11 protein-coding genes are annotated in these 11,288 nt (G+C 60.2%); 4 read left to right on the top strand and 7 right to left on the bottom strand.

Translation table 11 applies throughout. From position 1 onward, the window contains the following. Window positions 1-210: 210 nt before the first annotated feature. Window positions 211-1,317: a cytochrome c peroxidase gene (locus JOD69_RS09015; protein WP_086134164.1), complete on the bottom strand. Its 1,107-nt coding sequence runs from the start codon at window positions 1,315-1,317 to the stop codon at window positions 211-213. Beyond that, complete coding sequence (locus tag JOD69_RS09010; protein WP_086134163.1) at window positions 1,314-1,670, bottom strand: DsrE family protein; 357 nt, start codon at window positions 1,668-1,670, stop codon at window positions 1,314-1,316. Before JOD69_RS09010 ends, JOD69_RS09015 begins: the two co-directional genes overlap by 4 nt. Before the next feature lie 269 nt (window positions 1,671-1,939). On the opposite strand from JOD69_RS09010, the gene JOD69_RS09005 reads away from it, so the two are divergent. Together JOD69_RS09005 and JOD69_RS09000 are read left to right on the top strand one after the other, a co-directional pair. Continuing rightward, window positions 1,940-3,301 carry an APC family permease gene (locus tag JOD69_RS09005; RefSeq protein ID WP_086134162.1) on the top strand — a complete coding sequence of 454 codons (1,362 nt, stop codon included), beginning with the start codon at window positions 1,940-1,942 and terminating at the stop codon, window positions 3,299-3,301. A gap of 80 nt (window positions 3,302-3,381) precedes the next feature. Continuing rightward, window positions 3,382-3,723 (top strand): PadR family transcriptional regulator, encoded by a 342-nt coding sequence (locus tag JOD69_RS09000; RefSeq protein ID WP_086134161.1) that lies wholly within the window; start codon window positions 3,382-3,384, stop codon window positions 3,721-3,723. A 232-nt stretch (window positions 3,724-3,955) separates the two neighbouring features. On the opposite strand, the gene JOD69_RS08995 is transcribed toward JOD69_RS09000, so the two are convergent. From JOD69_RS08995 to JOD69_RS08975, 5 genes are all read right to left on the bottom strand, one after another. Beyond that, the gene (locus JOD69_RS08995) at window positions 3,956-4,297 is read right to left on the bottom strand and encodes a sulfatase/phosphatase domain-containing protein (protein WP_086134160.1); all 342 of its coding nucleotides are present in this window, start codon (window positions 4,295-4,297) and stop codon (window positions 3,956-3,958) included. Window positions 4,298-4,357: 60 nt separating this feature from the next. Then, window positions 4,358-4,969 carry a DUF4136 domain-containing protein gene (locus tag JOD69_RS08990; protein WP_139841064.1) on the bottom strand — a complete coding sequence of 204 codons (612 nt, stop codon included), beginning with the start codon at window positions 4,967-4,969 and terminating at the stop codon, window positions 4,358-4,360. Window positions 4,970-5,371: 402 nt separating this feature from the next. Next, window positions 5,372-6,367, bottom strand: a complete 996-nt coding sequence (locus JOD69_RS08985) for an HAD family hydrolase (protein ID WP_077730683.1) — start codon at window positions 6,365-6,367, stop codon at window positions 5,372-5,374. 98 nt (window positions 6,368-6,465) lie between these two features. Further along, the gene (locus JOD69_RS08980; RefSeq protein WP_086134159.1) at window positions 6,466-7,290 is read right to left on the bottom strand and encodes a hypothetical protein; all 825 of its coding nucleotides are present in this window, start codon (window positions 7,288-7,290) and stop codon (window positions 6,466-6,468) included. Between the two features lie 560 nt (window positions 7,291-7,850). Beyond that, window positions 7,851-9,215 (bottom strand): lysine 2,3-aminomutase, encoded by a 1,365-nt coding sequence (locus tag JOD69_RS08975; RefSeq protein ID WP_086134158.1) that lies wholly within the window; start codon window positions 9,213-9,215, stop codon window positions 7,851-7,853. 498 nt (window positions 9,216-9,713) lie between these two features. Between JOD69_RS08975 and JOD69_RS08970 the strand changes: the two genes are divergently transcribed. Both JOD69_RS08970 and JOD69_RS08965 read left to right on the top strand, forming a co-directional pair. Further along, window positions 9,714-10,289: a MarR family transcriptional regulator gene (locus tag JOD69_RS08970; RefSeq protein WP_086134157.1), complete on the top strand. Its 576-nt coding sequence runs from the start codon at window positions 9,714-9,716 to the stop codon at window positions 10,287-10,289. A gap of 90 nt (window positions 10,290-10,379) precedes the next feature. Continuing rightward, complete coding sequence (locus tag JOD69_RS08965) at window positions 10,380-11,126, top strand: hypothetical protein (RefSeq protein ID WP_077730687.1); 747 nt, start codon at window positions 10,380-10,382, stop codon at window positions 11,124-11,126. Window positions 11,127-11,288: the final 162 nt, after the last annotated feature.

The raw sequence follows: 11,288 nt of genomic DNA, 5'->3' as shown, positions 1-11,288 counted from the left end.
AAGCTCCTCGTCCTGGCCTACGGCGTCCTTAAGTCCGGCCGACCGTTCGATCCCAATCATGGGCTTGCATCGTGATTTCTAAGACGGTATCTACGAAAGCTTGAATCGATCTACCCTAGCCGAAGGCGCCAACGACGTCCGCCAAGCCTGTTTTGCCGTACGAGCGCGATGAAAACGCTTTAAGCGGTTCAGCAGGAGTCTTCCTGCGAATCATGGCGGCGTCGCCGAGAAGGCCTGTGGCGCCAGTACCGGCTCGGTGGCAAATTCCCTGGGCAACTCGCCCGTCAGGCTGTTCAGGAAGGCTACCAGGTCGCTGACTTCCTGGTCGGTGAGTTCTTTGCCGAGTTGCACTTTGCCCATGACGCGCACCGCCTGCGGCAGGGTAGCCACCGAGCCGTCATGGAAATACGGCGGGGTCATGGCCACGTTGCGGAGGCCAGGGACCTTGAAGAGATACTTGTCGGCGGGATTTTTGGTTTCCTTGAAACGACCTTCGTCGATCGACGGGCTGCCGGTCTCCGTCCAGTAATCCCCGAGTATTCCGAATTTCTGAAACGCAGAGCCACCGACAGCCACGCCGTTATGGCAGGAGACGCAGCCGAGGTCGATGAAGGTCTTCAAGCCGTTCCGCGCTTGAGGCGTCAGGGCCTTGGCATCGCCTTTGAGATAGGCGTCGAAGGGCGAGGGCGTCACCAGGGTGCGCTCGTAGGCGCCGATGGCCTTGCCCCAGTTCTCCGGCTTCACCGGCTCCGGATCGTTCGGGAAGGCTTGTTTGAACTCGGCTTCGTAGCCCAGCGCCTTGAGCTTCCGGATCACGGCCGCAGGATCGGGATTGCCGAAACTGGTCTGTCCCGTCAGCGATTTCATGGCCTGGTCCTCCACGTTGGCGCGGTCGCCGATCCAAAGGGCCTTGAACTGGAGCGCGGCATTGAGCACGGTGGGCGCGTTGCGGGCGTTCAGGCGATGCTCGGCGCCGATCGATTTAGGCAAGGCGTCGGTTCCGTACAGGCCGGGACGATGGCAGGTCTGGCAACTCACGGTGCCGTCCAGGGAAAGCCGGGGATCGAAAAACAGCTTCCGGCCCAGTGCGACACGCGCGGGATCGGTCGGAAACTCCTCGGTCGCCATATCCTTGGGGAGCGGTTCGAACAGCTGCCTGGCCTTTTCCATCAAAGGCTGCCCCGCCTCCTGAGCCTGAACCGTAACTGCGAGAAGACCCGCTGCCCAGATGATGCCCGGTGTCCGGCGGGTCAACGATGAAACGGAGCGGCGTCCTTTCACGGGACCGCCGTCGCGATGGTTGAGCCGGCTGTTCATAAGGTGATGACCCTGTCGCTATCGACCACCCATTCCGCAAGCTCGGCCATGGTGGACTGGCGTGCGCCTTCGTAGTAAGGCTGGTTTTTATGGATGCCGCATCGGGCCATGCAGGTTCCGCAAACTTTCACGGTCACGCCTCTTGCGATCAACTGTTTGAGCATCATGACGAGGTCCTGGTCGTAAGCTTCCGGAACTTTACAAGCGTCCCGCGCCATGTCGACGGCATCGTTCATCAGAAAAATACGCACATCCTGACTGGCTTCAAGCAGTTTCCCCGCCAGCCGCAGCCCATTCCATGTCACGTCGGTGCCGTCATAGGGCGGCCTGTTGAAAATGATGAGTACCTTCATCGTCCATCCCTCCGTTCGTGGTGTCCGCCAAGAAAGCGATTTATCTCCTTAGACAGATATCGCTTGTCGGGGCCTCGCACAACCCCGGCACGATATATTATCGATATCCGATAACGGATTTCGATAGTATGATTTCGCCTCGGACCTGAATGTAATCGGAGAACATCCCATGAAGTCGTTTGACCCGTCTCACCGTGCTGAACTCGACGCGCGATCCGTTCGATACGGAATGGTCCTGACGGTCGCCGGCGCTGGCGAGAGGTGAAACGATGAGCGAACCACGGATCCGTCAAGCAAAACAGGCCCCTGGCTCGCCTCGACTCCAACGGCGATTGGGATTGTTCGGTGCGATCATGATGGGCCTGGGTGCCATGGTCGGCACGGGCGTATTCGTGAGCATCGGCATTGCGACGGGCATCGCCGGACCATCCGCCATTCTGGCTATCGTGCTGGCGGCCCTGGTTGCCATCTGCAATGGACTCAGCAGCGCCCAACTCGCCGCCAGCCATCCCGTCAGCGGCGGCACATACGAGTACGGCTATCAATACCTCAATCCCTGGCTGGGCTTCACCGCCGGTTGGATGTTCCTGATTGCCAAGTCCGCCTCCGCTGCCACCGCCGCTCTGGGTTTCGCCGGTTACACGCTGGGGGCCTTGGGCCTCTCGCAGGATTATCTGGTCCTTCTGGCGCTGGCGGCGGTGATAGCGCTCACGCTGGTTGCGCTGAGCGGCATCCACCGTTCAAACGTGACCAACGTCGTCATTGTCTCGGTGACCCTGCTGAGTCTGCTTTTCTTCGTCATGGCCGGCTTGTCGGTCACATCGGGCGCCAACTTCACGCCGTTTTTCGCGCCCAGAGCGGACGAGACCGGCCCTCTCGGCGCATTGTTTCACGCGGCCGCCTTGATGTTCGTGGCTTACACGGGGTATGGACGTATCGCTACCTTGGGCGAGGAAGTGCACGAACCGAAGCGCACGATTCCCACAGCGATCATCCTCACCATGATCGTGACCATGGTGCTCTATATCGCCGTGGCGGCGGTCGGCGTCGGAGCCGCTGGAGCCGAGGGGCTGAGCGGTGCGGCGACGGATGCGACGAGCACACAAGCCGCACCGCTGGCCGTGGCCGCGCGGCAGTTTCCCATCCCTTTCAGCCCGCACATTCTGGCGATCGGTGCCGTGACGGCCATGTTGGGCGTGCTGCTCAACCTGATTCTGGGACTGTCGCGCGTGCTGCTGGCGATGGGCCGCCGCCGCGATATGCCGGTTATTTTTGAACGCCTCGATGAAGCCAAGACGACGCCTTACTGGGCCGTACTGGCGGTAGGTGTGGTTATCGGCGGGCTCGTGCTGATCGGCAATGTCAAAACGACGTGGTCATTTAGCGCATTCACCGTCTTGATCTACTATGCCCTAACGAATGCCGCGGCGCTGCGGCTGCCTGCCGAGCAGCGGCTTTATCCGCCCTGGGTCGCAGGACTGGGATTACTGGCGTGTCTGTTCCTGGCGTTCTGGGTGGAGCGGCAGATTTGGCTGACCGGTTTAGGACTTATTGCCGCCGGTCTCCTCTGGCACGCGGTCGCGAAGCGGCGGCATGACGCTTCCAGCGCATCACGCCGATCATCCGGCTAGGCACCGCACCCGACTCACTCCAGACGCCGCTACGCTTCACCTTCCGGCAGCCGGCGGGCTGGGTCGATGATCGAAAACGAATGAGCAAATTGTATTACGACATATTCCTGGCCTTCGTCCGAGTCCACCTGCTTCACCACGCCGCCGAGAAGCCCTTCTACGGCGCAGCGATGCTGGAGGAACTTCAGCGCCACGGCTATCGCCTGAGCCCCGGCACGCTCTATCCCATTCTTCATGGCCTGGAGAAGGCGGGCTATCTCAGCGTCGAGCGAACCGTGGTGGGCGGCAAGGCACGCAAGTACTACCGGATCACCGACCAGGGCCGGACCGCCTTGAAAGAGGTCAAACCCAAGCTGCGGGAACTGGTGGAAGAAGTGCTGGGTGATCTCGGACCGGCCGGAAGGCCCGATCCGTCCGAGTAACATCGGGTGAACAGCGGCATGACCAGGTTCATAGCAGCAGCCACCGAACCAGCCGCACCGGTCTACGGAACAGATACCCAGCGCCCTTGGGATTTGCGGAAAAGGCCAAGGCCGAAGACGATGAGAAGGATGCTGACCTTAACCGCGAGCAACAGCAGCGCGGCCACGCCCATGAGCGTCTCTCTCGCGATCTTCGGCCGTGTCCGCGGGCCGTTTCACGAGCCGCGGACGCTTAGCGCCCGGCGCCGCTGGCGACTTCGCTCATTTTCGCCAGGGCCTGATCGATAGTGAAGCTGGCCGCCTTCTGGCCGGTCAGGTAGGGGAGCAGGTTGTAGCCGTCGATATGGACCCTGAAGGTCTTGCCCGCCGCCTGGTGGCCTTTCTTGCACTTTTCCACGACATCCGGCTCGCCAGCCGCCGCGAGAAACGTCGGCAGCCAGTCGTGGTGCTGGACGATTTCGTTGGAGACCATGCCCGCCGGGATTTTGCCGGGCCAGCGCAGCAGCAGCGGGATGCGGAAGGCGCCCTCCCGGTTGGAGTTCTTCTCGTTACGGAACTCGTCGCAGGTTTCCATACGCTTCCTGGCCAAGGGGGGCGGTGTCCTCGATTCGAGAGGGAACCGCTTCGGCGTCGGTCACAACACCTTGTCTTCCTTCATCTTGGCGATCAGCGCTTCAGCCAGCTCCCGGGTCACTTTGGTGACATCCTTCGGGTCGATCGACTCGCTGATTCCCGACCACACCGCTTGCTCGCGCTTGATGTCCCACAGCGTCGACTCGATGGTCATAACGTCATACGCGTGGATTTCGGGCGCGGCCGCCCAGGTTGCCCCGTACCAGCCGTAAAATCCTGGACCGGGTCCGACGTAACCGGGGCTGACGTCCACCTTGCGTTGCACCCGGAGGACCCGTGTGACCAACACCGAATCGGCGCCGGTTTTTGCAACCGCCTGCTTGATTCTCTCTTTCGGCAGGGGGCCTTCTTCCGGCAGCAGCGAATAACTCGCCGAGGCTTCGGTTCCGGATGTGCGCAACGCCTGTACGAAACCGTCCTCGAACAGACGTCGGTTCGCATCGCTGCGGCTGACGCCGATGACCAGGACCTTGCGAAACGGCACATCGCTGAACTGCGGGTCCTTCCAGGAATCCTTGAGGTGCGTCGTCGCGCAGGCGGCCACCAGCGCCGCTACAAGCCACAACAGACTCAAACCCAGTCTTGAATTCGGACGATTTGTTGCCGGTCTCATTCCAGCTTCGACCATCCCTGTACTCCTTAATTCTTTGTCTTGCATTCCGCTTGAAAGTTATAGCCAAACCCGACATCAGCCTCTAACGGACCTCGGTCCTGTAATAGCAGACCGCACCCGCTTGGATACACCCGCACACGAGTTATTGATCTCAGTCCAGGCCTTGAACGCGTGCGCATCGAACGCTTATTCAAAATTGCTTTCAATCTTTCAATGGGGAATCAACTTTGTAGGGTGGGTTAGGCCGCGAGGCCGTAACCCACCGGGCGGCCTCTAATCGGTGGGTTACGCGGAGCCTGTCCTGAGCGGAGACTAGGGGCTAACCCGCCATCGATGGGTTTCGCTTCGCTCTACCCATCCTACGATGAATATTCACTCGAATGCCGAATGGAATTACTCGGCTCACTCGGAAAATGGAAACACCCGCTTCCAGTCCCGCTTCATGTCCACCACCATCCAGCCGCGAGTCTTCGCCTCGTCTAGCGCTTGGTCAAGCCGGCCGACGGACGACTCGCGGTCGTAGGCCCACTCGCGCTCGGCGTCGGTATGGTGGACCAGCGCCATGAGCCGCGCCCCTTCGCCACCCGCCGTCCATTGAAGCATCTGAAGGTCACCGTCCGAATTGCCGAAGGCGGCGATGGGCCGTCGCCCGATGAACTTGTGGATGCCCACCGGCTTGCCAGCCCGGTCGTCGACGAAATCCACCTCCGGCAGCCTTACCAGCACCGGCTTGCCGTCGCGCAGTTCGAACTTCGTCTCGATGCTGCTCCCCACCACCTGTTCGGGCGGAATGTCGTAGGCTTTTTCGACCCAAGGCCGCATGAAATCTATCCCGCCGCCCGAGACGATGTAGGTCTTGAAACCGTTGGCGCGGAGGTGGGCCAGCAGTTCCCGCATGGGCTGGTAGACCAGTTCGGTGTAAGGCCGCCCGAACTTGGGGTGCCGGGCCTCTGCCAGCCAGTCCTCGACGATGGCCGCGAACTCGGTCGTGGTCATGCCGGCATGGGTGGCCATGACCACTTCGACCAGCCCCTTGTCGCCGCGGGCCGCGAGTGCCGCCAGATCGTTTTCCAGCGCGGCCTTGAACGGCTGCCGCTCCTTCCATTCGGGATGCTGCGGGGCCAGCACCTTCACCCGGTCCAGCGCGAACAGTCCCTGGAAATACAGCGGCTGCTCGGCCCACAGGGTGCCGTCGTTGTCGAACACGGCGATGCGCTCGGTAGGTGGAACGTAATCGGCGCTCTTCCTGTCGGCCACCTTCTTTACGAACGCCAGGATGGCTTGCTTCGTTTGGCCGTTGTTCCAGGACGGCAGCGGGTCGGCGGCTTTCCGCACGGCAAGGGCGGCTCCATTCGTCAACAGGATCAGACCCAGGAAAAGAACGAACGGCCGAAACATGAGCCGGAAGGAACGATGAGCATGGGCGGCTTCTCCAATCAGTCTTCAGTCCATCCGTGTCGGACATGGGTGCATGCCCAAACTACCCGTCTCGATGTCTACCAATAGCCCGTCAGCCCGAGGAACGGACCGCTCAGGGTCACATCGGTTTCGATGATGCGCTTGCTCACGTCCAGGCGCAAGGCCTTGTAGCCTGCCTCGATCGAGGCAGGCATGCCGAACAGGGTGGTGCGGTAGCCGACCAGCCCCAGCACGGACCCGGCGAAGTCGATGCTGTCCACGCCGAAGCCGCCGCCGTTGCCGTCCACCAGGACGAACCATTTCGGGCTGAGTTGCACCGTGAACCGCGCGCCTATGACCGGACTGGTGAAGCTCTTGCCGGTCGAGGCGCTGCCGATGCCCCTGAACTCGACCTGATTGTCCAGCCAGAGGGTGCGTCCGCCGGCATAGAGCTCGAGCATGTTGGAGCGCGGTTTCTCGTCCCAGTGGGCGATGCGTTCCGAGGCGGCCGGGCCGAACACGCGGTACATGGCACCATACTCCATGACGCCCAACTGGCTCGACAAGCCTCTGCTGATGCCACGAGCGAACCGGGGCTCGAAATCCAGATTCACGTAATTGCCGTCCAGATAGAACCCCAGCCGCTCGTAATGCGCTTCGAGCCGTCCCATGAAGGCCAGCGGGAAGTTCCTGAGCTCCTCGGCGATGTCGATGAAGGTGGAGTCGACCGACTTGTTGAACGGCCCCGCGGAAAACTTGCCGTCCACGCCGGGCAGCCATGCGTAGAGCGTGAGGTTGAAGGCCCAGGGATTTTGGCTAGCGTCGCTTTCCGCCGCCGCGCTGTGGAAGCTTGGGACCGCTGCCAAGGCCGCCACAAGGGGCAAGGGTTTGTAAGACGAAAAAAAGCCGGGGTTGACGGTCATGCAGGATCTCCTTATCCAGTTCTGTTGCGTGGCTCAACGGTTATTAATCAGGCCCGTAAATACCCTCCTGGTATTTCGGGCCGCCCAGGCCCGGTACACGCCCGGCCTGGGCTCACGCGGCTTGTCGCCGCGCCGGATTAACCCGGCCTATATTTATAGGCCGGGTTAATAAATCAGCTTCCTTATTCCCAATCGCTTTCGGTCAGGCATTCATTTTCGTTGGATTGGCTAGGCACACATCAGCACTGACCGACCGCCAATCACTGCGCTTCTTGTCCGCCGTAACCCACCGAACGACCTTCAATCGGTGGGTGACGCGGAGCCGAAGGGCTAACCCACCATCGATGGGTTTCGCTTCGCTCTACCCATCCTACGATTAATTTTCACTCGAATGTCGAATGGAATTATGTTGCATCAGTCCGATTTTCCTTGTCGACAGCGCAGTCGAGCTATATCCAAGGCGAATAATCCGCTCCCGACCGCCTGGACCGTTGCCGCGAACGAGACCCTGAAACAGGCCTGCGGCAGTCCGGGCCCCTGTCGATTTCAGTTCTCTAAACCTACGATGAAGCGAACTGGCATTCACGATAGATCCGTTCCAGTTCGTCCTGGAAGAAAAACTGCGGTTGACCGAACGCGGGTTTGAGTTCGTCCAGCCATGTCGCCTTGTCGTCGTACTCGGCGAAGAACGGACGATGAATCCAATCGGGATTCCGGCCTTGAAGAAACCGCATCGTGATGATCTTTTCGCCTGCCGCCTCGGTGACGCCGAGCACCTGGACTTTGCCGGGACAGGCGGACATGCTGGGACCCCGCACCGTACGGCCGAGGCCGCTCACCCGCTGGTAGGCTTCCCGGAAAATCTCCCAGGCACGCACCAGGGGCACGGCGAAATAATGCTGAGCGCCGGTATCGCGCGCCAAGAACATGTAATACGGAACGCAGCCCAGGTCGACCTGGGCATTCCACATCCGCGCCCATAGCGCCGGGTCGTCGTTGATGTGGCGGAGCACCGGCGATTGGGTGCGGATCACCGCGCCGGTCGAGCGTAGCCGCTGAATCGCCTGCCGGACCGGCTGGGGTTCCAGCTCCCGTGGATGATTGAAATGCGCCATGATTGCCAGATGCTTGCCGCTGGCGGCCACTTTCCGAAGCAGTGCGACCATGTGGTCGGAATCGGCGTCGGTGAGAAAGCGGTAAGGCCAATAGGAGAGCGCCTTGGTGCCGATCCGGATATGCCGCAGATTGGGAAGATCCGCCGCGATCAGCGGCTCCAGGTAATCGGCCAGCCGCCGCGCCGACATGAGCAGCGGATCGCCGCCGGTGAAGAGCACATCGGTCACTTCCGGGTGCGCCTTAAGATAGGCGACCAGATGTTCCGCTTCGCGGCTCGCGAACTTCAAGCCGGACAGTCCCACGAACTGCGGCCAGCGAAAGCAGAACGTGCAGTAGGCGTGGCAGGTCTGGCCCGGGCTCGGAAAAAACAGCACGGTCTCCCGGTATTTGTGCTGCATGCCGTGCAAAGGTTCGCCGTTCAAATGAGGGACGTTAAGATCCAACTGGCCCGCCGGATGGGGATTGAGCTCCAAGCGGATACGGTCCGCCGCCTCGCGGATCAGGGCCGGACTCGCGCCGGCTTTCACGAGTTCCGCCATTTCCTCGTAATGGTGCGGCAACAGCATGTCGCGCTGCGGAAAGGTCAATATGAACATCGGATCGTCGGGGATGTTATCCCAGTCGATCAGCTCGTCGACCACGAAATTGTTGGTCTTGAAGGGCAGCACTCGCCCCACGACTTCGATTTCGAACAATTGCTCCTCACTGAGCCGTGCCATTTGCGGGATTTCGCGAAAATTGCCGAGGTTGTACGCCGTGTAGCGTGTCGAATCGAATCCCGTAAAGATTTTCTTGGGAGAGATACTCATAAGATATTTCCGCCGAGAATTAGGTATAGTTGTTAAGGAGCAGGTACTGAGACGTGCACTGGACTCGAGCGTTTCCATCTCGCTGAGGACTGAGGCTTCAAAGCCGCCAACGGAAGATTTCGACCGGGTAACGCGGCATTCGGGCTACCCGATAAGGTGTCCCCCCTTATTCCGACCATCCCCCGCTTAACGAAGACGACTCTCTTGGTAAGAACGTGAGAAACCCGATGTCCCGACGTCCTGTGCGTCAGAGGGCAATAAACTGTCACATCACGTCGGCACATGGTCGGAGCTTCTCACGGGGGGGTAAGTATATTTGCACAAAAATGATTTGTGCAAATATACGTCGGGATGCCCGTCGAATCCGGGGAGTCCCGGACCGCCGTCCGTACTCCGACCATTCTCTCCCGCAAGCCCGCAAAGAGAACCGGCGCTTCCAAGCGAAGCGTGCAGCGGCAATAGGCCGTAGCACGCCAAATAGATTTTGATGACGGACACATGAAAACGATTGAATACAAACCGCAAGAAGATTCGCCGGAAATTGCCGAACCGACGGCACGGCCCCACGAAGCGCTCAAACGCTTTCGCCTGATTTTCCGTGCCGTGCAACAGCATTCGCAGTGGGTGGAATCGTGCTGCGGAGTCAGCTACGCCCAGCTTTGGGCGATGTCGGAGTTGTCGAATAACGCCGGAATGAAAGTGTCGGAACTGGCGCGAGCCATGTCGGTTCATCAATCCACCGTAAGCAATTTGCTGGTCAAGCTGGAAAAGAAAGGGCTGATCCGGCGGGAACGAACCAATCCCGATCAACGGGTGGTACGCCTTTATTTGACGGAAGCGGGGCAAGCCCTCGTGGAGCAAACTCCCGAACCCCGGCAAGGCCTGTTGCTACAGGCTCTGACCGAATTGCCGGATCCGGTTTTGATCTCGCTGACCCGAAACCTGGACCTTTTGGTGGAGGCCATGCAGATCAGCGACGAACAAGCCGCCATGCAGCCTTTGGGCGTAAGCGGTCACGAATCGGAGACGAGAACGACGATGCGCCGGCGCAAGCCTCGAAAGACGGCGGACTAGCGATGCGCCTTGGCCGATCCGTGCTCGAACTTTCCCGCCGGGATCGAGACTAATTTTCGTAAGTCCCGAAAAAATAAAGAGGTCTTGGACATGGAACTTCCGAGCCGGCATCCGGTGCTCGTCACCGCGATAGCGACGTTCATGATCTCGGTCCCGCTGATGTCGTGCCGGGACGCGGCAGTGGTCAAACCCATCCCTGACTATGCGCAACTCGGCCCGGTCGAGAAAGAAGTGGCGTCCGACATCTCCCCGGTTCGGATCGTCGCCCGGCCGGAATCGTGGCCGGGAGCCAAAGCCATCGAGTTCAAGACCACACCCGTACACTTGAAAATCGACAACCGCGGTGAAAGCGCGCTACTGATCCGCTACAGCGACTTCAAGGTGCGTGCGGCGCCCACCGGGAACGAGTTCTCCGCCTTGCCAGTCTTTCCGGTCGAAGCGAAAGACAGGGGGCCGGTTGTTCCCGGCACGCTGCCGATGCTGACTCCCGTGGCCTACCCACCGATCGTGGATCCGGAATTCGGTTTTCGGGATTTCCATGTGGCACCTTACCTAAAACCGCTCTATCCCACCGTTCCTGCTCATGAAGGTCCTTTTCCTCACGATGAATCCTATAACCCGCGCCACTCGAATTACTGGCAAGGGTCCGACTTGCCCAGTCTCGAAATGATGCGGCGAGCCCTGCCCGAAGGGGTGCTGAATCCCGGCGGGTGGGTGGCAGGTTGGCTGTATTTCCAAAAATTCGAACCCTTGCCAGCCGGGACGCTGATAGTCAGCCTAACCGATACATCCGGACGAGCTCTGACGCCGGCTCGGGTTCCTATCCAGGCGCACTGAGCCCGTGCCATCCGCGTCGAAGATGACTACGTGCTCGTACAGATGTCATTTACAGTCGACGTTAACAAAAATAAACGTTTGATCGCAGCACTTCCGGCTCAAGGAGCGAAACCATGGATAACAGTGACCGGTGCCGATCAATTTCGTCGTCTTCTTAGGGCC

It is taken from the genome of Methylocaldum sp. RMAD-M (assembly GCF_017832375.1).
In the GTDB taxonomy this organism is placed as follows: domain Bacteria; phylum Pseudomonadota; class Gammaproteobacteria; order Methylococcales; family Methylococcaceae; genus Methylocaldum.
Note: the sequence above shows the minus strand (reverse complement) of the source record. Positions and strands in the feature narration are given on the sequence as shown.